Annotated in this window: 20 protein-coding genes; 6 read left to right on the top strand and 14 right to left on the bottom strand. The window is 59.2% G+C overall.

Annotated features, from left to right (window positions below):
- Positions 1-126 precede the first annotated feature (126 nt).
- Complete coding sequence (locus tag CLU80_RS19290; RefSeq protein WP_093436655.1) at positions 127-3,195, bottom strand: efflux RND transporter permease subunit; 3,069 nt, start codon at positions 3,193-3,195, stop codon at positions 127-129.
- Between the two features lie 6 nt (positions 3,196-3,201).
- On the bottom strand, positions 3,202-4,302 hold the full coding sequence (locus tag CLU80_RS19285) for an efflux RND transporter periplasmic adaptor subunit (protein WP_099758115.1): 1,101 nt from the start codon (positions 4,300-4,302) through the stop codon (positions 3,202-3,204).
- Between the two features lie 94 nt (positions 4,303-4,396).
- Between CLU80_RS19285 and CLU80_RS19280 the strand changes: the two genes are divergently transcribed.
- Positions 4,397-5,032 carry a TetR/AcrR family transcriptional regulator gene (locus CLU80_RS19280; RefSeq protein WP_099758114.1) on the top strand — a complete coding sequence of 212 codons (636 nt, stop codon included), beginning with the start codon at positions 4,397-4,399 and terminating at the stop codon, positions 5,030-5,032.
- A 105-nt stretch (positions 5,033-5,137) separates the two neighbouring features.
- On the opposite strand, the gene CLU80_RS19275 is transcribed toward CLU80_RS19280, so the two are convergent.
- Entirely contained in the window at positions 5,138-5,920 is a 783-nt protein-coding gene (locus tag CLU80_RS19275) for a class I SAM-dependent methyltransferase (protein WP_099759391.1), read from the bottom strand.
- A 92-nt stretch (positions 5,921-6,012) separates the two neighbouring features.
- Here CLU80_RS19275 and CLU80_RS19270 point away from each other — a divergent pair, with 92 nt between their 5' ends.
- Complete coding sequence (locus CLU80_RS19270) at positions 6,013-6,633, top strand: energy transducer TonB (protein ID WP_093436665.1); 621 nt, start codon at positions 6,013-6,015, stop codon at positions 6,631-6,633.
- Between the two features lie 3 nt (positions 6,634-6,636).
- Here CLU80_RS19270 and CLU80_RS19265 read toward each other — a convergent pair whose 3' ends face one another.
- The 7 genes from CLU80_RS19265 to ppc form a co-directional block, all read right to left on the bottom strand.
- Entirely contained in the window at positions 6,637-7,329 is a 693-nt protein-coding gene (locus tag CLU80_RS19265) for an extensin-like domain-containing protein (RefSeq protein WP_099758113.1), read from the bottom strand.
- Between the two features lie 2 nt (positions 7,330-7,331).
- Positions 7,332-8,153, bottom strand: a complete 822-nt coding sequence (locus CLU80_RS19260) for an isocitrate lyase/PEP mutase family protein (protein WP_099758112.1) — start codon at positions 8,151-8,153, stop codon at positions 7,332-7,334.
- Between the two features lie 31 nt (positions 8,154-8,184).
- Entirely contained in the window at positions 8,185-9,045 is an 861-nt protein-coding gene (locus tag CLU80_RS19255; RefSeq protein WP_093436674.1) for a DUF72 domain-containing protein, read from the bottom strand.
- On the bottom strand, positions 9,045-9,356 hold the full coding sequence (locus CLU80_RS19250) for a hypothetical protein (protein ID WP_093436677.1): 312 nt from the start codon (positions 9,354-9,356) through the stop codon (positions 9,045-9,047). Before CLU80_RS19250 ends, CLU80_RS19255 begins: the two co-directional genes overlap by 1 nt.
- 256 nt (positions 9,357-9,612) lie before the next feature.
- On the bottom strand, positions 9,613-10,287 hold the full coding sequence (tsaB, locus tag CLU80_RS19245) for a tRNA (adenosine(37)-N6)-threonylcarbamoyltransferase complex dimerization subunit type 1 TsaB (protein WP_099758111.1): 675 nt from the start codon (positions 10,285-10,287) through the stop codon (positions 9,613-9,615).
- 93 nt (positions 10,288-10,380) lie between these two features.
- A complete protein-coding gene (gene adk, locus CLU80_RS19240; protein WP_093436683.1) occupies positions 10,381-11,028 on the bottom strand; it encodes an adenylate kinase in 648 nt (215 codons plus the stop codon).
- Between the two features lie 299 nt (positions 11,029-11,327).
- Positions 11,328-13,958, bottom strand: coding sequence for a phosphoenolpyruvate carboxylase (gene ppc, locus CLU80_RS19230; RefSeq protein WP_099758110.1), 2,631 nt, complete (start codon positions 13,956-13,958; stop codon positions 11,328-11,330).
- Positions 13,959-14,171: 213 nt separating this feature from the next.
- Between ppc and CLU80_RS19225 the strand changes: the two genes are divergently transcribed.
- The 4 genes from CLU80_RS19225 (at position 14,172) to CLU80_RS19205 (ending at position 18,305) form a co-directional block, all read left to right on the top strand.
- The gene (locus tag CLU80_RS19225) at positions 14,172-14,516 is read left to right on the top strand and encodes a pilin assembly protein (protein WP_099758109.1); all 345 of its coding nucleotides are present in this window, start codon (positions 14,172-14,174) and stop codon (positions 14,514-14,516) included.
- Positions 14,517-14,891: 375 nt separating this feature from the next.
- Positions 14,892-15,296: a DUF4398 domain-containing protein gene (locus tag CLU80_RS19215; RefSeq protein WP_093436697.1), complete on the top strand. Its 405-nt coding sequence runs from the start codon at positions 14,892-14,894 to the stop codon at positions 15,294-15,296.
- A 54-nt stretch (positions 15,297-15,350) separates the two neighbouring features.
- A complete protein-coding gene (gene lptF, locus CLU80_RS19210; RefSeq protein ID WP_007908901.1) occupies positions 15,351-16,139 on the top strand; it encodes a lipotoxin F family OmpA-related lipoprotein LptF in 789 nt (262 codons plus the stop codon).
- Between the two features lie 201 nt (positions 16,140-16,340).
- Positions 16,341-18,305: a hypothetical protein gene (locus CLU80_RS19205; protein ID WP_099758107.1), complete on the top strand. Its 1,965-nt coding sequence runs from the start codon at positions 16,341-16,343 to the stop codon at positions 18,303-18,305.
- A 254-nt stretch (positions 18,306-18,559) separates the two neighbouring features.
- On the opposite strand, the gene CLU80_RS19200 is transcribed toward CLU80_RS19205, so the two are convergent.
- From CLU80_RS19200 to CLU80_RS19180, 4 genes are all read right to left on the bottom strand, one after another.
- Positions 18,560-18,889, bottom strand: a complete 330-nt coding sequence (locus tag CLU80_RS19200; RefSeq protein WP_034154859.1) for a PA3694 family proteiin — start codon at positions 18,887-18,889, stop codon at positions 18,560-18,562.
- Positions 18,886-19,791 (bottom strand): alpha/beta hydrolase, encoded by a 906-nt coding sequence (locus CLU80_RS19195; RefSeq protein WP_099758106.1) that lies wholly within the window; start codon positions 19,789-19,791, stop codon positions 18,886-18,888. The genes CLU80_RS19200 and CLU80_RS19195 overlap by 4 nt, the downstream gene beginning before the upstream one ends.
- 159 nt (positions 19,792-19,950) lie before the next feature.
- Positions 19,951-21,201 (bottom strand): flavohemoglobin expression-modulating QEGLA motif protein, encoded by a 1,251-nt coding sequence (locus tag CLU80_RS19185; protein ID WP_175559644.1) that lies wholly within the window; start codon positions 21,199-21,201, stop codon positions 19,951-19,953.
- A gap of 51 nt (positions 21,202-21,252) precedes the next feature.
- The gene (locus tag CLU80_RS19180) at positions 21,253-21,807 is read right to left on the bottom strand and encodes a hypothetical protein (protein WP_099758104.1); all 555 of its coding nucleotides are present in this window, start codon (positions 21,805-21,807) and stop codon (positions 21,253-21,255) included.
- Positions 21,808-21,877: the final 70 nt, after the last annotated feature.

Raw genomic sequence — 21,877 nt, 5'->3', positions numbered from 1 at the left:
TTGGGGCGTTTGCCAAAGGGACTCGCTGTAAGAGCGAAACCGCCAGCGGCAGCACCCGCAGAAACGGATATACACCCAAAACCCCAAGAACATGGTCGGCCCAAAGGCCGCCACGTCACAAAAGAATCAAGCGCCCTTACGCACCCGGAACCAAGCCGCATACAACGCCGGCAAAAACAAAAGCGTCAGCGCAGTCGCAACAATCAACCCACCCATGATCGCCACCGCCATCGGCCCAAAAAACACACTACGTGACAACGGAATCATCGCCAGCACCGCCGCCAGCGCCGTCAACACAATCGGCCTGAAGCGTCGAACCGTAGCCTCGATAATCGCCTGCCAAGGCTTAAGCCCCGAAGCAATGTCCTGCTCGATCTGATCCACCAGAATCACCGAATTGCGCATGATCATCCCGGACAACGCAATCGTCCCCAGCATCGCCACAAACCCGAACGGCTGACGGAACACCATCAAAAACAACGTCACCCCGATCAACCCCAGCGGCGCCGTCAAAAACACCATCACCGTGCGCGAAAAACTGCGCAACTGCACCATCAGCAAGGTCAGCACCACCACGATGAACATCGGCACCCCGGCATTCACCGACTTCTGCCCACGCTCGGAATCCTCCACCGTACCGCCGACATCCAGCAGATAACCATCGGGCAACTCGGCGCGAATCGAATCCAGCGTCGGCATGATCTGCTTCACCAATGTCGCCGGCTGCTCCTTGCCATAAATATCCGCACGCACGGTCACGTTCGGCAGACGATTGCGATGCCAGATAATCCCTTCTTCAAAGCCATATTCCAGCGTGGCAATCTGCGACAACGCCACACTGCGGCCGTTATCCGTCGGCACCGCCAGACTCGGCAACAAGGACAATTCAGTGCGTTCATGCACCGTGCCGCGCAGCAGAATCTCGATCAATTCGTTGTCTTCGCGATACTGACTGACACTCGACCCGGTCAACGAACTCTGCAGGAATTTCGCCAGATTGGCCGTGCTTACACCCAATGCTCGCGCGCGATCCTGATCGATGTTCAGGTACACGACCTTGCTCGGTTCTTCCCAATCCAGATGCACATTGACCACATGCGGATTCTCGCGAACCTTGGCCGCGACCTTGCGCGCCAACGCCCGGACTTCTTCGATATGTTCACCGGTGACGCGGAACTGCACCGGATAACCAACCGGAGGACCGTTCTCCAGACGCGTCACCCGCGAACGCAGGGCCGGGAATTGCTCGTTAAGCGTCTCGATCAACCAACTGCGCAGCGCTTCACGTTCCTCAATGGTTTTCGCCAACACCACAAACTGCGCAAAACTGGCCGCCGGCAACTGTTGATCCAAAGGCAGATAAAAGCGCGGCGATCCGGTGCCGACATACGCCACATAATTATCAATACCGGCGTGATCCTTGAGCATCGCCTCCAGACGTTTCACCTCACCGGTGGTATTGGCCAGCGACGCGCCTTCGGCCAGCTTCAGATCGACCATCAACTCCAGTCGATTGGAAGCCGGGAAAAACTGCTGCGGGACGAAACGGAACAACATCACCGAGGCGATAAACAGCCCCACCGTCAGCACGATCACGGTCTTGCGGTGCGCCACGCACCACTCCACCAAGCGCCGAACGCGCTGATAAAACGGCGTGCCGTACGGATCAGCCTGACCATCGGCGGTACCATGTTTGGCCGCATGAATTTTCGCCAGATCCGGCAGGAGTTTTTCCCCCAGATACGGCACGAACATCACCGCCGCCACCCAGGACGCGAGCAAGGCGATGGTCACCACCTGAAAGATCGAACGGGTGTATTCGCCAGTGCCGGATTGCGCCGTGGCAATCGGCAGAAACCCGGCGGCGGTGATCAAAGTACCGGTGAGCATAGGGAACGCGGTGCTGGTCCAGGCATAGCTCGCCGCGCGGATACGGTCAAAGCCCTGCTCCATTTTGATCGCCATCATTTCCACGGCGATGATCGCGTCATCCACCAGCAAGCCCAACGCCAACACCAACGCACCAAGGGAGATCTTGTGCAGGCCGATGCCGAGGTAATACATGCAGGCGAAGGTCATCGCCAGCACCAATGGAATGGTCAGTGCCACGACCATGCCGGTGCGCACGCCGAGGGAGAAGAAGCTCACCAGCAAGACAATCGCCAGCGCCTCGACCAGCACCTGGACGAACTCGCCGACTCCGGTTTTCACCGCCGCCGGCTGATCGGAAACCTTGCGCAATTGCATGCCAGCCGGAAGGTTTTTCTGGATGCGCGAGAACTCGCCTTCCAGCGCTTTACCCAGCACCAGAATGTCGCCGCCATCCTTCATCGCCACCGCGAGACCAATCGCATCTTCGCCCATGAAGCGCATGCGCGGCGCCGGTGGATCGTTGAACCCGCGACGCACATCGGCGACATCGGAGATGCGGAACGTACGATCGCCGACGCGGATCGGGAAGTTCTTTATCTCCTCGACCGTCTGAAAATTCCCCGAGACCCGTAGCTGCAAGCGCTCGCTACCGGTTTCAAAGAACCCGGCGGTCGACACCGCGTTCTGTTCTTGCAGCGCTTGTTGTACCGCCGCCAGCGGCAGGCCGAGAGTCGCCAGTTTGACGTTGGACAGTTCGACCCAGATTTTCTCGTCCTGCAAACCGAGCAAGTCGACCTTGCCGACATCCTTGACCCGTTGCAGCTGGATCTGGATGCGGTCGGCGTAATCCTTGAGCACCGCGTAATCGAAACCGTCCCCGGTCAGCGCATAGATATTGCCGAACGTGGTGCCGAACTCATCGTTGAAAAACGGCCCCTGAATATCCGGCGGCAAGGTCTGGCGAATATCACTGACCTTCTTGCGAACCTGATACCAGAGGTCGGGGATTTGCTTGGAATGCATCGAATCGCGGGCAATGAACGTGACCTGCGATTCGCCGGGGCGCGAGAACGACACGATGCGTTCGTACTCACCGGTTTCCATCAGTTTCTTTTCAATACGCTCGGTGACCTGCCGCGAGACTTCCTGCGCGGTCGCCCCCGGCCAGCGGGTCTGAATCACCATGGCTTTGAACGTGAACGGCGGGTCTTCACTCTGGCCGAGTTTGGTGTAGGACAACGCACCGACGATGGCCAGCAAAAGCATCAGGAACAGTACGATCTGGCGATTACGCAGCGCCCATTCGGAAAGGTTGAAGCGCATCGGGGCTTACTCCTTGTTCGCCAGATTGACCACGCGATTGGAGCGATCCACCGGACGCACCTGCTGCCCTTCGAGCAACACATGCACGCCAGCAGCCACCACCCAGTCACTGGCGTTCAGTCCTTCGAGTACCGGCACGGTTTTCTCGCCGAACGGGCCGATGCGCACCGGGGTTTTCTTCAAGGTGTTGTTGGCGCTGACGACCCAGACGTAGGTTGCGCCGTTTTCGGCGGTGAGTGCCGAGAGCGGCACCGAGAGGGAAACGCTATCGGCCGATTGCACAAACACCCGGGCGCTCTGGCCCAGTTCAGCCGGAACTTTGCCGCTGGTAAAGGAGATGCGCGCAGCGAAAGTGCGCGAGCGTGGATCGGCGGCGGGCGACAGTTCGCGGATTTGCCCGGCGAAGCGCTGGTTCTGCTGTGTCCACAGTTCGACGGTCACAGGCTGGCCAACCTTGAAGCGCCCGAAGCTCTGCTCCGGCAGGCTGATCAGTACTTCGCGCTCGCCATCAGTGGCAAGAGTGAAAACAGTCTGTCCGGCGGCAACCACTTGGCCGACTTCCACCGAGCGTTTAGCCACCACGCCATCCTGCGGCGCACGCAGCACCGCGTAACTGGCCTGATTGGTCGACACGTTGAATTCGGCTTTGATCTGTTTAAGGCGGGCTTCACCGGAGCGGTAAAGGTTTTCGGCATTGTCGTAGGCCGAGCGGCTGACCATCTGCCGATCCATCAGGGTCTTGTAGCGATCACGTTCGGCGCGGACCAGATTGAGATTGGCTTCGGCGGCAGCCACCTGGGCGCGGGTGGCTTCCAGTTGCAGGCGCACGTCCTGCGGATCGAGTTCGGCGAGTGGCTGATCAGCCTTCACGCGCTGACCTTCATCGACCAGTCGTCGGCTGACTTTGCCGCCAATGCGGAATGCCAGATCCGGTTCGTAGCGGGCGCGCACCTCGCCCGGATAACTTTCCATTGCCTGCGCCGAAGGCTCTGGCTGCACCACCATGGCTGGTCGCACGGCGACTTGCGTCGCCTCTTCCTGACCGCATGCTGACAAAAGGAACGCCAGACTCACTGGCAACGCGAGGGACAACGCATGGCGGAACATGGTGACGGACCTTTCGCTAATGGTGCTTGGAATAATTATACTGGCGGGTATGTTATTAATAGCAAACTCACCAGTCCAGTATTAAAAGCGAAGAATGTCGAACAATCTTTCAGCTCCAAACGGCCCGGGCCGCCCCAAGGATCTGGCCAAGCGCCAGGCGATCCTCGACGCGGCGAAAATTCTGTTTCTGAGTCATGGCTACGCCAACACCAGCATGGACGCGGTCGCCAGCGAGGCCGGCGTGTCGAAGTTGACGGTCTACAGCCATTTCAACGACAAGGAGACGCTGTTCTCCGCCGCCGTGGTGGCCAAATGCGAGGAGCAATTACCGCCGCTGTTCTTCGAATTGCCCGAAGGCATCGCCGTCGAAAATGTGTTGCTGAACATTGCGCGAGGCTTTCATCACCTGATCAACAGCGATGAATCGGTGAATCTGCACCGTTTGATCATGGCGCTCGGCAGTCAGGATCCGAAGCTGTCGCTGATCTTCTTCGAGGCGGGTCCGCAACGCATGGTGCAGGGCATGGAACGGCTGTTGACGCGCATCCACGAGACCGGCGCGCTGAGCATCGATCTGCCGCGCAATGCTGCTGAGCATTTCTTCTGCCTGATCAAGGGCGCGGGGAATTTTCGTTTGTTGTATGGCTGTGGTGAGCCGTTGAGCGAAGAGGCTTCGGAGAGCCATATTCAGGAAGTGGTGGGGTTGTTTATGCGTGCTTACAGGCCCTGACTTTTAAGGTGTCTGAGGGGACGCCTTCGCGAGCAAGCTCGCTCCCACATTGGAATGCATTTCAAATGTGGGAGCGAGCTTGCTCGCGAATGGGGGCAACTCGGTTTAAGGCTTGAGCGCTTTCTTCGGGTAGATATCGTATCGACTGGACTTGCCATCCAGCGCATGACTCGGCTTCGGCCCCGCAATGCACGGCGCCTTGCGCGGTCGCTTGACCACCACCCGGTGCGTCGCCAGCGCCAACGCGGCTTCGAGCAACGCCGGGGCATCCGGATCATCGCCCACCAACGGCCGGAACAGACGCATTTCCTTTTTCACCAGCGCGGTCTTCTCACGGTGCGGAAACATCGGGTCGAGGTAGATCACCTGCGGCGCCTCACCCTCCCAGTTCTGCATGACCTCGATGGAGTTGCCCTTGAGCAATTTCATCCGCGCCACAATCGGCGCCACGTCGAAATCTTCCGCCGCGCGCGCCAGACCATCCTCCAGCAAGGCGCCGATCAGCGGCTGGCGTTCGATCAGGCTCATCTCGCAACCGAGGCTGGCCAGCACGAACGCATCCTTGCCCAATCCCGCCGTGGCATCCAGCACCCGCGGGCGCACGCCCTGAGCGATGCCGACAGCCTTGGCGATCATCTGCCCGCTGCCGCCGCCGTATAGCCGACGATGCGCAGCGCCGCCCTCAACAAAGTCGACCCGCACCGGCCCCGGTGCGTCCGGGCCGAGCTGTTGCAACTGCAAACCCTGCTCGCCGACCTGCAAGGCGAACTCGCCGTCCGGCACGTCACGCGGCAGACCAAGGCGTTCGGCCCACTGCTCGGCTTGCGCTTCAAACGTCGGGCCGAGGGCCTGGACATGGATGCGGCAGGCCGCGGGTTGCTCGATCATGGAAAACACGCTCAAAAATTCAAGGATCGGCAAATACCGCCGATAATTCATTCAACGCGCATTTTGCCAGAGCTGAGCGTCAACCGAAAAAAATGTCAGGCATTCTTCCCACATCGATTGGCTACATCTCGCCCCATGGCGACTTTAGCCGTCACAACACTCAAGCACTGAGCGGCGTCAGTCACCTGTGGCAGGATTTCTTCGCCCAAGCGATGGCCGAACAGACGAGTGAAGTGGTGCCTGCCTGCGGTACATTTCCGCCGGTTGACCTGAGCAGCCCGGAAGAACCGACCATCGGCAGCGAGCTGCACGCGCACATCGTCAGCCAGCGCGAGTGCGATGTGGTGGAAACCGAAGTGCGTCCGCCAGAGCCGCTGTTCCTGCCAATCGCCGAATTCGAAATGGAACTGCTGGACAAGCCGTTCCCGCCATTCCCGCCAGAAGAACTGCAAGCTCAGCAGGCGCAGCAGGATTTCGACAGCAGTTGGGTTCGCCCGGTGGTGATCAACAATGGTCAGCCCGTTCCAGAGCCTGGCCCGGCCCCGCAGAAGAAGCCGCTGTACCTGCCGATTGCCGAGTTCGATCTGGATCTGCTGCAGAAGCCTTACCCGCCGTTCCCGCCGGAAGAAATCGTCGAGCAACAGAAAGCACTGGATTTTGATAACGGTTGGGCGCGCCCGATCGTTCTGCAGAACCTGCGCCTCGCCGCCTAAGCCTCAGCGACACACGCTCCAGCGTCCGACATCGACATGAAAGTGATTGCGGTGGGCGGTGTTGTAATCCGGACCCAAAACCACACTGAACGCCTCGCAGGCGCCATCGCGCACCTGACGCAGAAATTGTGCGTCTTGATTTTGCTTCGGCCAGTCCTTGAGCACACTGATGCTGCGGCCGTCGGCGAGACGAAACCCGGCAATATCCAGCGCATCGGCACTGGCGTGGCGGCTGAGCGCGCCGCTTTCGCGATTGTAGACATTGCGACAGGCGAAGCTGCCGAGGTGATCAATCCGCGCGACCTTTTGCCCGTAAACGGATTGTGCAACAGGTCGCAGCGTGTGCTGTTCAAACATCGCGTAGGCCACCGCCAGCGGACAACTGGCGAGGAAACTGCTGCTCAACGCCACCTCACCGCCCTGTACGCGCAAGGCACCGATCAGCGGGCACTTGGCGTCGGGACTGTCGGCTTGCCGCGTGACCCGCAGATCAGAGCTGTTCAACGCCTGGGCACAGAGTTCAGGATCACTGCGCAAACGCATCAGCTTGTAGCCGGTCAGCCAGTTGGGCGCGGCTTTTACATCCAGTGGCGCCCATGGATTCCATGACGCCGGCACGTCCAGCCAACCGCGCCACACACTGATCAACGCGCCGCCAGTGATCAGCAACACGGTCAGTGCGATCCACCGCCCCATGCTCAGCCTTTGAAGAATTGATTGGCTTTGGCGTACGGCATCGACTGCGAGGTAAACCCGAAAGTGCCGGATTGCTGGATTTCTTCAGCGGCACGGAAGAATTCGCCGAACGCCGCCAACGCCAGTGCCGAACCGGTACTGATGCGCCGCACGCCCATTTCTTGCAGCTCCTGCACGGTCAGTTTCAAACCGCCGGACATCAGCACATTGACCGGTTTCGGCGCCACCGCACGCACCAATGCCAGCACTTCTTCGGCGTTGCGCAAACCTGGCGCATACAACACGTCGGCCCCTGCCTCGGCGAAGGCCTGCAGGCGGCGAATGGTGTCGTTGAGATCGGGATTACCGTGCAGGTAGTTTTCCGCCCGCGCGGTGAGGATGAAGGGAAAAGGTAGCGTGCGCACCGCAGCGACAGCGGCCTCGATGCGCGCCACAGCGTGTTCGAAGCAGTAGATTGGCGCATCCGCGCGGCCCGTGGCGTCTTCAATCGAACCACCAACAGCGCCGGCCTCGGCAGCACGCAGCAGACTCTTGGCGCATTCAGCCGGGTCATCAGCGAAACCGTTTTCCAGATCCACCGCTACCGGCAAATCGGTGGCAGCGACAATCGCGCGGACATTGGCCAAGGTCTCATCAAGGCTCAACGCGCCATCGGCCTTGCCTTGGGAAAACGCATAACCGGCACTGGTGGTCGCCAAAGCCTGATAGCCGAGACTGGCGAGCATTTTTGCCGACCCCGCATCCCATGGATTGGGAATCACGAAAACCCCCGATTGTTCATGCAGGGCTTTGAAGGCGTGGGCTTTACGGGCTTGGGCATCCATCGGCAGGCTCCTGGGCAGAAAAAAATCCGCTTCAGAGCAGGCCAAGTTGCTCCGCGGCGGGTTCTCTGTATAGCGCAGGCAGCGCTGGCAGGCCAGGCAAACGTTGCATCAGTTGTGCGTGAAAACGTTGCGCCAGCTTCGCCGCCAGCAGGTTATCGGCGGTGTGCAGGAAGATGTACGGCGTGCGGCCCTCTTCGATCCACTCGGCGATTTTCGCCACCCACGGCACTAGGAACGGGTCGTTGGCTTCCAGTTCCGGATGGCCGATAAAACGCACTTGCGGGAACTGGGTGAACGCCGCCGGGCGCGTCGGCACGCGTGGCTTTTTCGATTGCGCGTGGATTACCGAAGACTCAGTCGACAAGCAACTGAACAGCGCACGCGGGTCGAGGCAGATGCGCTCAACGCCACGATCCAGCAGCAGGCGATTGAGCAGACGTTCGCTCTCGCCCTTGGCGAAGAACTGTTCATGGCGCACTTCCACCGCCAACGGGCAATCCAGCGCATCAATAAACGCCGCCAGTTCCGGCAGCCGCTGCGGCGTGAAGCTTTTCGACAGTTGCAACCACATCGGCGAGACGCGCTCACCGAGGGGTTTGAGTAATTGCAGAAATGTTTCGGCGGCGGTCAGTTGCTCGCGCAGGTCACCACTGTGGCTGATGTCGCCGGGGAATTTGGCGGTGAAGCGGAAGTGCTCGGGCATGACCTCGGCCCAACGCTGCACCGTGGCGGGCGACGGGCTGGCGTAGAAGGTCGTGTTGCCTTCAACGGCGTTGAACACTTGGGAATAGAGACCGAGGAAATCGGAGGTTTTGGCGTCTACCGGGTACAGATACTCGCGCCAGGCGTTTTCGCTCCAGGACGGACAACCGAGGTAGTAAGGCAGACCCATCAGATATACAGATCGAGGCCCAGCACGTCTGCATCCCAATCGACAAAACCGGCGGTGCTCAGGTAGCTGGCGAGGGCCATCGCTACGCTTTTGCTCATGGCGCGGTGGTAAATCATGTCTTGTTGGCGGGCGGGCAGATTGCTCAGGCGTTGCGCGGCGGCTTTGGCGGCAGCACGGGCAGCCAGTTGCTCTTCAGTCGGAAATTCCAGCTCACCGTCGATGTCATCGACGGACTCATCCACAGTCACATGGCCTTTGCGAGGCTTGCGCTTGATGGGGTAGGACTGAGAGGAAAGGCCGTCTATACGCATAATTTCATGCTCGGTATCGATGATGGCAATTTAGCGGCACTTGACCGACTTAGCAAACTGCCGAGTGATAACTAGAACACATAAAGCGCAAAAGGTTTAAAGCGAGGGATTAGAAACTGACGATTGGCGGATTCGCGGGCGACTTAATTCCCTGTGGGAGCGAGCTTGCTCGCGAAGAGTTCAGCACATTCAACATTGATATTGGCTGACCAGAAGCCTTCGCGAGCAAGCTCGCTCCCACAGGGTTCGTGACGAGTTAGCGGGCTTTCGGGGTGGCGACTTTATCGCGCAGGTAAACCGGTTGCGCATCGTCAGCCGGGATCGACTCGCCGCGCTCCCAGGCGAAGCGCGCCAGGGTCAGCAAGTCTTCGGCGTGGGGCAGCATGGCGGCATCGGAACCGGTCAGATTGACCGCGATGCGCTCGGCATAACTCCAACCCGTGCCAGCACCGAACCACTCACCACTGGCATCGGCCGGCAGCGCCGCGACTTCCGGCGGCAACACCGCCTCGGCGCCGACCAGACGCATCTCCCCCGCCGTCTCGCGGTAGCAGCCCCAATACACTTCATCCATCCGCGCATCGATCGCCGCCGCGACCTGGCTCACGCCACGCTCGCGCAACGCCCGCTGCGCCAGCACGGCCAGGTTGGAAACCGGCAATACCGGACGATCCAGCGCAAACGCCAGACCCTGCACCACACCGATGGCAATCCGCACCCCGGTAAACGCACCCGGCCCACGACCGAAGGCAATCGCATCGACCGCTTGCAACGTGGTGCCAGCGTCGGCCAGCAGTTGCTGGATCATCGGCAGCAGTTTCTGCGCGTGCAGGCGCGGGATCACCTCGTAATGGCTCGTGACCTTGCCGTCATGCAGCAAGGCAACGGAGCAAGCTTCAGTCGCGGTGTCCAGGGCCAGCAAGGTGCTCATCGATGTTTCCAAAACAGGTGTGGGAAAAAGGGCGTCAGTATAAACAACTACGGCCCGCAAGCGGGCCGTGGATGATGCAGCCGATCAGACTTTTCAGCTCAGCGCTGCCAGCACCTTGGTGGTGATTGCATCAACCGAACCAACGCCTTCGATGTGGCTGTACTTTGGCTTGCCGTTGGCAGCCGACAGCTTCTGGTAGAAATCCACCAGCGGCTTGGTCTGCGAATGGTAGACCGACAGGCGATGACGCACGGTTTCTTCGGTGTCGTCCTTGCGCTGTACCAGCTCTTCGCCGGTGATGTCGTCTTTGCCTGCGATTTTCGGCGGGTTGTAGACGATGTGGTAAACGCGGCCGCTGGCTTCGTGAACACGACGGCCGGCGATGCGTTGAACGATTTCTTCGTCTTCAACAGCGATTTCAACCACTGCATCCAGCTCAACGCCGGCAGAAACCAGAGCCTCAGCCTGCGGAATGGTGCGCGGGAAGCCGTCGAACAGGAAACCGTTGGCGCAGTCTGGCTGAGCGATGCGGTCCTGAACCAGTGCGATGATCAGGTCATCCGACACCAGGCCGCCGGCATCCATGATGCTCTTGGCTTGAACGCCCAGTGGAGTACCGGCCTTGACCGCTGCACGCAGCATGTCGCCGGTGGAAATTTGTGGAATGCCGAATTTTTCGGTGATGAACTTAGCCTGAGTACCTTTACCGGCCCCGGGAGCTCCCAGCAGAATGACGCGCATTAGATGTGCTCCTCAATTTTTTTATAAAAAGCTTTTACAAAACAAAGGATTCGCCTCTTGGGACGAATCCTGAAAATACGGGTCGTGGCCGCATAAACGGCCAAAGGTTGATCAAGATACACAGCAGGCTGCGCCCACACAAGACGCCAAAAGTCGGAGAAACCGACGCCCCCCGCGACCTCGCGACGCGGTAACCCAAGTCGCAACCCCATCATTAACTGTCGCCTCGCGGCACTTTCGCCGGTCAGGCAACGCGACAGCCAAGTCTTCGTCCGGCTACCGCGCACCCGACAAAAACCTTAGCCGGTATTTCGCAAACCAGCGGCAATCCCCGCCACAGACACCAGCAACGCCTGTTCCACCGGGCTGCCCTGCTCGACATCCTGCTGCCGCGAACGGGCCAGCAGTTCGGCCTGCAATAGATGCAGCGGGTCGAGGTAGGTGTTGCGCAGGCGGATGAATTCAAGGGTGTCAGGGCTATGTGCCAGCAGTTGCGACTGGCCAGTCAGGCCGAGCACCACCGCGCACGCCTGCGACAATAGGTCGCGTAACTGCGCGCCCAACGGCAGCAGATCAGGCTCGACCAGACGCTGATCGTAGGACAGCGCAATATCCGCATCAGCCTTGGCCAGGACCATTTCCAGCATGTCGATACGCGTACGGAAGAACGGCCATTGTTCGCGCATCTGCCCGAGCAACTCGCCCTCACCGCGCTCCAGCGCCTTGCTCAGCGCCGACTCCCACCCCAGCCACGCCGGCAGCATTAGCCGCGTTTGTGTCCAGCCGAAGATCCACGGAATCGCCCGCAGACTTTCGATCCCGCCGGCGCGGCGTTTGGCCGGACGACTGCCCAGTGGCAAGCGACCCAACTCCTGCTCTGGCGTGGACTGACGGAAGTACTCGACGAATTGCGGATTTTCCCGCACGACCTGGCGATAAGCGCTGACGCCATCGGCGGCCAATTCGTCCATCAAGTGACGCCACTCTGGTGTCGGCGGCGGCGGAGGCAGCAGCGTTGCTTCAAGCACCGCCGCCAGATACAGATTGAGGTTTTGCTCGGCGATGTCCGGCAGGCCGAATTTGAATCGAATCATTTCCCCCTGCTCAGTGGTGCGGAAACGCCCGGCCACCGAGCCCGGCGGTTGCGACAGAATCGCCGCATGCGCCGGACCACCGCCACGGCCCACGGTGCCGCCGCGACCGTGGAACAGCAGCAGTTCGACTTGTTGCTCGCGGCAGATTTCCACCAAGCGTTCCTGCGCGCGATATTGCGCCCACGCTGCCGCCGTGGTGCCGGCGTCCTTGGCCGAATCGGAATAGCCGATCATCACTTCCTGCGGACCTTGCAGCCGTGCGCGGTAACCCGGCAGCAGCAACAGCCGCTCCATCACTGGCCCGGCGTTGTCGAGGTCGGCAAGGGTTTCGAACAACGGCACCACGCGCATCGGCCGCAGCACGCCAGACTCTTTGAGCAGCAGTTGCACGGCGAGCACATCGGAAGCTGCACCGGCCATGGAGATCACGTAGGAACCGAGCGAAGCGCCCGGTGCGGCAGCGATTTCCTTGCAGGTGTTGAGCACTTCGGCGGTGTCGGCCGACGGTTTGAAATGCGCTGGCAGCAATGGCCGACGATTGCTCAATTCGCGGGTCAGAAAGGTGATGCGCTGCTCTTCGTCCCAGTCTTCGTAGCGACCGAGGCCGAGGTAATCGGTGATTTCAGTCATCGCCGAGCTATGGCGTGACGAGTCCTGGCGCACATCCAGACGTACAAGGAACAAGCCGAAGGTCACCGCCCGACGCAGGCAGTCGAGCAACGGACCATCAGCGATCACGCCCATGCCGCACTCGTGCAGCGAGTTGAAGCACAGCTCCAGTGGATCGAGCAGATCGCGGTTGTTGTGCAGCACGTCTGTCGGCGCTGGCGTCGGTGCAGTCAGCGCAGCATGTGCCCAATTGCGCGTGGCGCGCAGGCGTTCGCGCAGTTGCTTGAGCACCGCACGATACGGTTCGGCGCTGTCGCCGGCCTTGGCTTTGAGGGCGTCGCTGGCCTGTTGCATCGACAGCTCGGCTGCCAAATGATCGACATCACGCAGGTACAAATCGGCGGCCATCCAGCGCGCCAGCAGCAACACTTCGCGAGTCACCGCAGCGGTAACGTTGGGGTTGCCATCACGGTCGCCACCCATCCATGAGGCGAAGCGAATCGGCGCGGCTTCCAATGGCAGACGCAGGCCGGTCGCTTCATACAACGCCTTGTCGGCCTTGCGCATATGGTTGGGAATCGCCTGCCACAGTGAGTGCTCGATGACCGCGAAACCCCATTTGGCTTCATCGACTGGCGTGGGGCGCGTGCGGCGGATTTCTTCGGTGTGCCAGGCTTCTGCAATCAGCCGTTGCAGGGTGTTTTGAATCTGTTCGCGTTCGGCGCTGGTCAGGTCGCGATGATCCTGCGCGGCGAGTTGCCCGGCGATCGCGTCGTACTTCTGGATCAGCGTGCGCCGCGCCACTTCGGTCGGGTGCGCAGTAAGCACCAGCTCGATTTCCAGCCGCGCCAGTTGCCGCGCCAGCGATTCGGCGCTGTGGCCTTCACTGCGCAAACGTGCGAGCAATTCCGGCAGCACGCGGGATTCGAACGGCGCCGGCTGCGACTCCTCGCGACGATGAATCAACTGATACTGCTCGGCGATGTTCGCCAGGTTGAGAAACTGGTTGAACGCGCGCGCCACGGGGAGCAATTCGTCTTCGCTCAATTGATTGAGGCTGGCGCTCAGTTCGGCGTCCATAGAACCACGCCGATCGGCCTTGGCGCCCTTACGAATCTGCTCGATCTTGTCGAGGAAAGCCTCGCCGTACTGATCTCGAATGGTGTCGCCCAGCAGCTCTCCGAGCAGGTGAACGTCTTCGCGCAAGCGTGCATCAATATCGGTCATCAGCAATTCCCCAGCAGTAATCCGGACGGCTTAGAAACGAGTGCATGACCTAGAGAGTGCCGCTCTACGCCGCTTCTTACAAGCATCCGACCAAGGGACGTTAAACCTTGTGGGCGAAAGCTAGTCTCAACAGTAAGCCGCACAACGGCTTGCCGCCGGCCCCGGCGGACACTCACCCAGACCTGCCATGAGCAGGTGCGAAATGAGGTCATCATGAAAATTCGTGAACTCGCCCAGCATTGGGAAGAAAACGCCAAAGGTCGTATGACCGACACTGGCTACGCGATTCATCTGGACGTTGAAGCTGCGGCGCGTCTGGCAGCGATTACCGAGATGTACCCCAAACGTCATGTCGAAGAATTGCTTGGCGAACTGATCGGCGCGGCGCTTGAAGAGTTTGAAGCGAGCCTGCCGTATGTGAAGGGTTCGACGGTGGTGGCGACCGATGAGGAAGGTGATCCGCTGTATGAAGACGTCGGGCCTACGCCGCGTTTTCTGGCCCTTTCGCGCCGGCATTTGCATGACCTCTCGGCCGCAGCAGGCAAGCAAAAACACTGACATTCCACAGATCAAACTGTAGGAGTGAGCCTGCTCGCGATGGCGGATTTTCAGTCGACATTTTTGTTGTCTGATACACCGCTATCGCGAGCAGGCTCACTCCTACAAAGATCGTATTCCAGTTCAAAATCAGTGTGTTTTCGGGATCCGAAAACTCCGCGCGTACCGCTTCATCCCGCCAAAGTTCCCGCTCTAGAGCCTTGTCCATTCGGTCAAAAATTATTTTGGCGATAGGCCATCTTTTCTGAACTTTTGAAAAACGCCTCCGGTCGGAACCTGTAACCACGCCTGGAACGAGCGTTTCAAAAACGCCTTTCACACGACGCTTTCGGCTCCTCGACCAGGATGGATTCAGTTGTTTTCAGGAGATGCCTAATGGAGTTGAAGACCATGAAAAACCAAACCTCGTTTACCCACCTGCGCGGTCTGAAACTGGCGGCTCTGGCCATCGGCACCAGCTTCGTACTGGCCGGTTGCGCCGGTAACCCACCGACCGAGCAATACGCCGTGACCCAGTCGGCGGTGAACAGCGCCGTCAGCGCTGGCGGTACCGAGTTCGCTGCCGTTGAGATGAAGCAAGCACAGGACAAACTGAAACAAGCCGAAATCGCCATGCACGACAAGAAGTATGACGAAGCTCGCATCCTGTCCGAGCAAGCCGAGTGGGACGCTCGCGTCGCCGAACGCAAGGCTCAGGCCGCTAAAGCCGAACAGGCTGTGAAGGATTCCCAGAAAGGTGTTCAGGAACTGCGTCAGGAAAGTCAGCGCACCGTGCAGTAAGCGCGCATCCCGACCGCAAAGCTGAATCTCTTATCGATAGAAAGGAAGAAAATTATGCGTAAGCAACTGATGATCCCCGCTCTCCTCGCCGCAAGCGTTGCCTTGGCTGCCTGCTCGACTCCGCCTAACCCGAATCTGGAAAACGCGCGCACCAACTACGCCGGCCTGCAAGCCAACCCACAGGCGAGCAAAGTCGCGGCACTGGAAACCAAAGACGCCAGCGATTACCTGGACAAGGCCGACAAGGCCTACCTGGACAAGCAAGACGCGGCCAAGGTTGACCAACTGGCTTACCTGACCAACCAGCGTGTGGAAGTGGCCAAGCAGACCATCGCCCTGCGCACTGCGGAAAATAACCTGAAGAACGCCGCCGCCCAACGTGCCCAGGCGCGTCTGGATGCTCGCGATCAGCAGATCAAACAACTGCAGGACAGCCTGAACGCCAAGCAGACCGATCGCGGTACGCTGGTGACTTTCGGTGACGTACTGTTCGCCACCGACCGTGCTGACCTGAAGTCCAGCGGTCTGGTCAACATCAACAAACTGGCGCAGTTCCTTCAGGAAAACCCGGATCGCAAAGTGATCGTCGAGGGTTACACCGACAGCACCGGGACCGCCAGCCACAACCAGTCGCTGTCCGAGCGTCGCGCCAACTCCGTGCGCACCGCACTGGTGAAAATGGGCGTTGATCCAGCGCGCATCGTCACCCAAGGCTACGGCAAGGAATACCCGGTTGCCGAGAACGGCAGCGCTTCCGGCCGTGCGATGAACCGTCGTGTGGAAGTGACCATTTCCAACGACAACCAGCCAGTGATGCCACGTTCGGCGGTCAGCTCGAACTAAGCGCCCTGCTGTAACGCAAAAGCCCCGCCTGACTGAGTCAGGCGGGGCTTTTTTATTGGAAGTTTGAAAAACTATTGCTCTATACGCATGGGGTTCTTCACCTTTAGAGAACGACGTCAACTGTCAACTGTGACAGTAGACGAAGATCCATTCACGGAAGAGGCTGTTGCTTGTCATCCCGCCCCTGACAAGGAAGCCCCCATGAAACGATCAATCATCGCTATCGGGTTGTTGTCGACACTATTCCATGCTGCGTTCAGCTGGAGTAACCCGCCCCCCCAAAATGAGCCATTGCATGATCCGGATGACATGATCATCAGCACCGATCCTGAAATGCTCGTTCCCGTGAAAAAGCGTCCGGTCACAGGCGTTCAAAAGGTATTACTGGTGGTCGGGCACTGGTCTGGCGAACCGGGCCTGGACACCAAAAAAATTGCTGAGCAAACCTTCTCGACGCACTGGAACTCCTTGCGCTCTTATATCCTGTCCGCGTCAGGCAATAAGCTGAAACTGGAGGGCACACAAATTGAAGCCGATTTCGGCCCGAAACCTGTGACCTGTAGTGCCTCAGGCAGTCTTGATGCGGGGCGCAAGGCGGCACTTGCACAGAACATTGATCCTGCCGCTTTTGCGTTCTTGTTTGTAGCTGTTCCTTGTGGCGGGGGCGCAATCGCTACGGTGCCGGGAAACTGGATTTGGGTTAAAGGTATGCCGGGCTCACCGCATGTATGGAAGCACGAATTCGGCCACAATCTGGGATACCCACATGGCGGCACTTATACCAAATGTCCGGTGAGTAACGACGTTGTTCAGGCTCCTGAAGAGTGCAGCCCAGTCGGGTATGGTGATACTGGAGACTCGGTATCGGGTGGCGGAACACTCTATCCGGCAATCAACCGGTGGTTTTCCGGCTGGCTAGATGACTCGCAAGCCGCCGTGATCAGTAAGACAGGTCTGTATCGACTGAGTGTTCTCGGAGAGGCGGGACCTCAACTGTACTTTCTCAATCGGACGACAGAACCGCAGTTGATAACGCTTGAGTACCGCCAACCGACACCATTCGATGACTTTTCCGCCTCCGATAATCGCGTAACCGGCGTCTGGATCAGATACTCGTCACTGAACGGAACTGTGCGCAACGCGCAACTGGATGCCACGCCAGAAACTGCCACAACGGACGATCCTACCCTGCAGCCAGGACGGACGCTGGAAGACGCGACGGCAAAAATCAAAATCAAAGTCTGTGCGACGGATAAGGCTGGTGCATCGCTCGCAATTGCAATAAATGGACAAGGCCTCCCGTATTGCACAACGACAGTCGTGCCACCGCTGGTCATGACACCCGAGCAGAACGCTACAACAACGCTGAAACCTTTGATCACTGGAACGGCGCGACCGGGAGCAACGATCAAGGTAGCAGAAGCCGCAACCCCGGAGACTTTCTTCGCAACAGCTATCGCGGATGTACAAGGCAGGTGGTCAATAACCCCTCCTACCGATAGGCCATCAGGCCCCAATGCACTTGTGCTTCGGCAGTACTTTGGCGACAGAGTCTCGGGGTCGTCCGAGCAGCGTTTATTCAACGTTGTTGATATCGTGGATGTGCCTCCCCCGGTTATCTCTACGCCAGTGGAAAACGCTGACTCCGGTTACAACCCTTTGCTTTCAGGCATAGCATTGCCTGGCGCCCATATTCGCGTAACCCGCGTTTACGGCCCTTACGAGGTACTGGCGGAAACAGACGCTGATGCCTATGGCAAATGGTCAGCGCGAAGTGTCTGGACCTTACCCTCAGGGCCTTTTTCCATGACAGCCTGGCAAAGCATTGATGGTAAGCGCTCGCCGTGGAGTGCCAATCGAACAATCAAGGTAATGGATACGCTCGACGCGCCAGTCATAGAAACCCCACTAGAGGGTAGTGACAGTGGTCAAAACCCTCTGCTCTCCGGCAAAGCTCTTCCGGGCGCACATATCCGTGTGTCCAAGGTCTACGGCCCTTACGAGGTACTGGCGGAAACAGACGCCGATGCCTATGGCAACTGGTCGGTGCGAAGTGTCTGGAGCTTACCTCCGGGAACCTTTTCCATGACGGCATGGCAAAGCATCGACGGTAAGCGCTCGCCATGGAGTGCTAATCGAAAAATCACGGTGACAGCCGGCCCTTAGCGGTAGAAGGTCCGTCGTTCAAAGATGGCGGGGCTTTTTTGGTGGCAGCTGAAATTGCGGCCCCTCACCCCAGCCCTCTCCCGAGGGAGAGGGAGCCGAATGGGGAATGTTCAGTTACTGCATCGGCCTGAAGTTGCTTTGCGGAATCCATAGTCGACACTCTCTTTCAGGTCGGTGGATAGCGAAAGACAACTCGGTCAGTCCCCTCGGTCCGACGTTTCGGGAGGGTTAGGGTGAGGGCTGGTCCTGCAGAATCACTGCTCAAGCTTCTGCGGGGTTTCTTCGCCCATACAGCGCACGGCTTTTTTCTGTGCGTTGATCAGCACACCGGTCAGACCTTTCTGCTCGGTATCGAACAACACCAGCACCCCATCAATGCACTGCGCCACCTGCGGCGCGGGATCCAGCGAAACCTTGTAATCCTCACCCGGAACAGTCTTGAGCATGGTGAATTCGTTGAGCAGCAACGCATCCTCGGGTTTGGCGAAATGCAGGTAGCCGTAGTACCACAGCGCCCCGACGGTGCCGAGGATGCTGCAGATACCGGTGATGATCAGCGGGATGGCGTTACGTTCTTCAGTCATTGCGGACTCTCGTCTTCAGAATTCGGGGGTGTCGGATAATTGGGGATTTCGCCGAGGCGGCGCAGGCCGTTGAAGTGCTCGGGATCGTCGAGGTAGCGCAGCATGACCTGGCGCCACACCGGGTCGCCGAAGGTCTGCACATGGCCGCCACGGGTCAGTTGCAGCACGCGCGGCGGTGGCGCCGCTTGATACAGACGGATGCCGTTGGACAGCGGCACCAGTGGATCGTCGATGCTGTGGAAGATCAGTTTCGGCACGCCGTTGAGTTGCGGCATCGAGTTGATCGCGCTGTCGCTGTCCGGCACCAGCCACGACAGCGGCACCTGGAATGGCCAGGTCAGCCATGAGGTGCTCAGCGCGTATTGGCCGACGCTGCGATAGCTCGCGGGCACGCCGTCGAGCACCAGCGCTTTCAGCTGTTTTTGCCGCTCGGGATGCTGCACCAGCCAATGCACCGCCATCGAACCACCGAGGCTTTGGCCGAGCAGGATCAGCGGCTTGCCTTTGACTTCCGGCGCCTTGTCCAGCCATGCAAACGCGGCGTCGATGTCCTGATAGATCGCCGGCAGGCTCGGTTTGCCTTCGGACAAGCCATAACCGCGATAGTCGACCAGCAGCACTTGATAGCCGTTTTTTGGCAGCCACCAGCTCCCGCCCAAATGCATAGGCAGATTGCCGCCATTGCCGTGCAGGTGCAGGACGGTGCCTTTGACCTCTACGCCGGGTTTGGCCGGCAGCCACCATGCGTTGAGCTTCAAGCCATCCGCCGTGACCAGGGTGACGGCGCGGTATTCGAGCTTGGCTTTTTCCGGGGTGAAGATCTGGCCCGGTTCAGGGTAGAACAACAGCGAACTGCAACCGCCGAGGGTCAGGAGCAGGCAAATGATGCCGAGGATTCTCATCCGGTGAAACCTCGCAGAATTTGGTAATACGATTCGGAGAAAAACATATAACCCTGTGGGAGTGAGCTTGCTCACGAAGGCGGAGTGTCAGTCGACATATGCGCTGAGTTTCAAACCGCTTTCGCGAGCAAGCTCGCTCCCACAGGTTAAGGGTTTGGCTTAAAGGATATTGGAGTAATCCGCTTCGATCCGGTCCAGGCTCAAATGGTTGAGGAAGTTGGAGAAGCACATCCACGCCGACAACGCATTCAAATCGCGGAACTGGTCAGGCAGATACTTCGGCGGTACCACCAATCCTTCATCCACCAGTTGGCGCAAGGTACGCATGTCTTCCAACGTGGTCTTGCCGCAGAACAACAACGGAATCTGCTCAAGCTTGCCCTTACGCACGGCCAACTGAATGTAGTTGTAAACCATGATAAAGCCCTTGAGGTAGGACAAGTCTTTGGTGAATGGCAGCCCCGTCGGCGTCGATCCACGGAAAACGCGACTGGCGTTGCCGTAACTTTCCGCCATCTCGAAGCCCTGCTCACGGAAGAATTCGAAAACCTGCAGGAAGTCCGCGCCCTCCTCGACCATATGAATGGCGCGGGTGCGGTTGGTCAGTTTGCGCAGGCGGCTCGGGTAGGAGGCGAAGGTGATGATTTCCATCAGGATCGCCAGGCCTTCCTGGGTCACCGTCGACGACGGTGGGCCTTTGGACAGGAAGGTGCAGATCGGCTGATTCAAACCGTTGAGCGTGGTGCCCACGTGGACCAGGCCTTCGTGGACTTCCAGTGCGCGCACGTCGCGGTCGTTGAACATCGCATCGGTGCGGATCTTGATGTAGTCCGCACCGGCCGCCGCGTCAGCAACGATACCGTCGGACTCGAACACGCGGATGGTTTCTTCGGCCTCGCCGAACACCTTGTTCAAACGGGTCTGCAGCAAGTGCACAGCGTCTTTGGCGGTGAGGATTTTCGGTTCATCCTTCAAATCGCCACGGCCATCGATGTTATTCAGATAATCGGACATCATCAGGCCGAGGTCGGCCAGGGTCGGGTCACCGGCGTGGAACGCATCAGACGCAGCGCCATACAGTTCTTGCGATATCAGGCCAAAATCCTCGGTACCGCGCGCTTCGAGCATGCGCACCACCATGCGGTATTCCTTGCACATGCGCCGCATGATCTGCCCAACCGGGTTGAACTGACCGAGCTGGCGGGTGATGTCGCGCTCGATGTTCTGGAACTCCAGCTTGACCTTGCTCGAATCAAAACTCAGCGGCCGATTGAGGTAGTAGTCGCGATCCACCGCCGGCATTTCCTTGCCTTTGGCCTTGAGGAACCCCTTGCGAATGTTCTCGTCCCACTTGACGGCGTCGAGCACACGAATCGGCGTCTGCGCCAGCACAATGCGATCGGACAACATGCGTATCGTCTGCTGGTAATCGTCCACCCGAAACTCCTGTAGAAAACTGAATTATTTGGCGCGGGCCTGGCGCTGGTAGCGCACGGCTTCCACGAAGACATCGGAATTGGCCGGATCATCGAGGTAAGCAAAGACCTTATCGAGGTTACTGTCGACCTGCACGCCGTCGCCATCGTCGGTCTGGAAGGCCTGACCGTCGAGGGCTTTTTGTTTGATCGCCTGGGTGATCTGCTCGAGATCGAGGTTGTAGACCACCAGTTCGTGTTTGTCGGTGAGTTCAAAGCCGGCGATGGTAAAGTGGCCACCGTACTGCGCCGGGACTTTCGCCGACAGATACCAGCGGTTGCCATGGCGCGACACGGTGAAGGGATAGGCTTCGCGTTCGCGGGGTTTGGCCTTGAAGTACGTAACAGCCTGATAGCGGTCGTTGCCCAAGCGCGTCAGCTCAAGGTTCATCGGCTCGCCCCAGGCGTTGGTGCTCGACCATTTGCCGAGCAGGCCCTTGGGCGCCGGGTCGCTGGCGGTCAGTGGCTCTTTGAAGGTCACCAGACAGCCACTGAGCAGCAGGAACGACAAGGCGATCAGCACGCCACGCCAGGCTTTCATTCAATACTCCCTATGAACATTCGCCGCCCTTGAATACGCCACCGAACCTGTGGGAGCGAGCTTGCTCGCG

Source organism: Pseudomonas sp. 29, from assembly GCF_002754355.1.
In the GTDB taxonomy this organism is placed as follows: domain Bacteria; phylum Pseudomonadota; class Gammaproteobacteria; order Pseudomonadales; family Pseudomonadaceae; genus Aquipseudomonas; species Aquipseudomonas neuropathica.
Note: the sequence above shows the minus strand (reverse complement) of the source record. Positions and strands in the feature narration are given on the sequence as shown.

Bases quoted from the DNA above. Each gene is read 5' to 3' on its own strand.
- CLU80_RS19185 (WP_175559644.1), bottom strand. From the start codon at position 21,201: ATGTTGTCCGATCGCATTGTGCTGGCGCAGACGCCGATTCGTGTGCTC.
- CLU80_RS19285 (WP_099758115.1), bottom strand. From the start codon at position 4,302: ATGTTCCGCCATGCGTTGTCCCTCGCGTTGCCAGTGAGTCTGGCGTTC.
- CLU80_RS19275 (WP_099759391.1), bottom strand. From the start codon at position 5,920: ATGATCGAGCAACCCGCGGCCTGCCGCATCCATGTCCAGGCCCTCGGC.
- CLU80_RS19280 (WP_099758114.1), top strand. From the start codon at position 4,397: ATGTCGAACAATCTTTCAGCTCCAAACGGCCCGGGCCGCCCCAAGGAT.
- CLU80_RS19265 (WP_099758113.1), bottom strand. From the start codon at position 7,329: ATGGGGCGGTGGATCGCACTGACCGTGTTGCTGATCACTGGCGGCGCG.
- CLU80_RS19180 (WP_099758104.1), bottom strand. From the start codon at position 21,807: ATGAAAGCCTGGCGTGGCGTGCTGATCGCCTTGTCGTTCCTGCTGCTC.
- tsaB (WP_099758111.1), bottom strand. From the start codon at position 10,287: ATGAGCACCTTGCTGGCCCTGGACACCGCGACTGAAGCTTGCTCCGTT.
- CLU80_RS19195 (WP_099758106.1), bottom strand. From the start codon at position 19,791: ATGAGAATCCTCGGCATCATTTGCCTGCTCCTGACCCTCGGCGGTTGC.
- CLU80_RS19200 (WP_034154859.1), bottom strand. From the start codon at position 18,889: ATGACTGAAGAACGTAACGCCATCCCGCTGATCATCACCGGTATCTGC.
- CLU80_RS19205 (WP_099758107.1), top strand. From the start codon at position 16,341: ATGAAACGATCAATCATCGCTATCGGGTTGTTGTCGACACTATTCCAT.
- CLU80_RS19270 (WP_093436665.1), top strand. From the start codon at position 6,013: ATGTCAGGCATTCTTCCCACATCGATTGGCTACATCTCGCCCCATGGC.
- CLU80_RS19255 (WP_093436674.1), bottom strand. From the start codon at position 9,045: ATGGGTCTGCCTTACTACCTCGGTTGTCCGTCCTGGAGCGAAAACGCC.
- lptF (WP_007908901.1), top strand. From the start codon at position 15,351: ATGCGTAAGCAACTGATGATCCCCGCTCTCCTCGCCGCAAGCGTTGCC.
- adk (WP_093436683.1), bottom strand. From the start codon at position 11,028: ATGCGCGTCATTCTGCTGGGAGCTCCCGGGGCCGGTAAAGGTACTCAG.
- CLU80_RS19215 (WP_093436697.1), top strand. From the start codon at position 14,892: ATGGAGTTGAAGACCATGAAAAACCAAACCTCGTTTACCCACCTGCGC.
- CLU80_RS19250 (WP_093436677.1), bottom strand. From the start codon at position 9,356: ATGCGTATAGACGGCCTTTCCTCTCAGTCCTACCCCATCAAGCGCAAG.
- CLU80_RS19260 (WP_099758112.1), bottom strand. From the start codon at position 8,153: ATGGATGCCCAAGCCCGTAAAGCCCACGCCTTCAAAGCCCTGCATGAA.
- CLU80_RS19225 (WP_099758109.1), top strand. From the start codon at position 14,172: ATGAAAATTCGTGAACTCGCCCAGCATTGGGAAGAAAACGCCAAAGGT.
- ppc (WP_099758110.1), bottom strand. From the start codon at position 13,958: ATGACCGATATTGATGCACGCTTGCGCGAAGACGTTCACCTGCTCGGA.
- CLU80_RS19290 (WP_093436655.1), bottom strand. From the start codon at position 3,195: ATGCGCTTCAACCTTTCCGAATGGGCGCTGCGTAATCGCCAGATCGTA.